This is a genomic window from Aquitalea palustris (assembly GCF_003693445.1).
Lineage (GTDB): Bacteria > Pseudomonadota > Gammaproteobacteria > Burkholderiales > Chromobacteriaceae > Aquitalea > Aquitalea palustris.
Map to the genome: position 1 here is coordinate 1 of NZ_RFAR01000152.1, position 262 is coordinate 262.

A 262-nucleotide genomic window follows, 5' to 3' on the forward strand; every position below is an offset into this window, starting at 1 on the left:
AACATCTCGATGTAATCGAAGATATCGCGCCGGGCTTCTTCCTGTCGGGATAGGTTTTTCGCTTGACTCGCTCCCGCTTCAACAATTGGAAGAAACTCTCAGCCACCGCATTGTCGTGGCAGTTCCCGCGCCGACTCATGCTGGGTACCAAGCGATGGGCCTTCAAAAAATACTACCAGTCGTCACTGCTGAACTGACTTCCCTGATCCGAATGCACTAGCACTTCCTGCTTGGGCTGACGTCGCCATACCGCCATCAACAG

At 53.4% G+C, this 262-nt stretch carries 1 pseudogene; it reads right to left on the reverse strand.

The window, feature by feature from the left end:
* Window positions 1-262 (reverse strand): annotated as a pseudogene (locus tag EAY64_RS20100) (DDE-type integrase/transposase/recombinase); the annotation flags it as partial.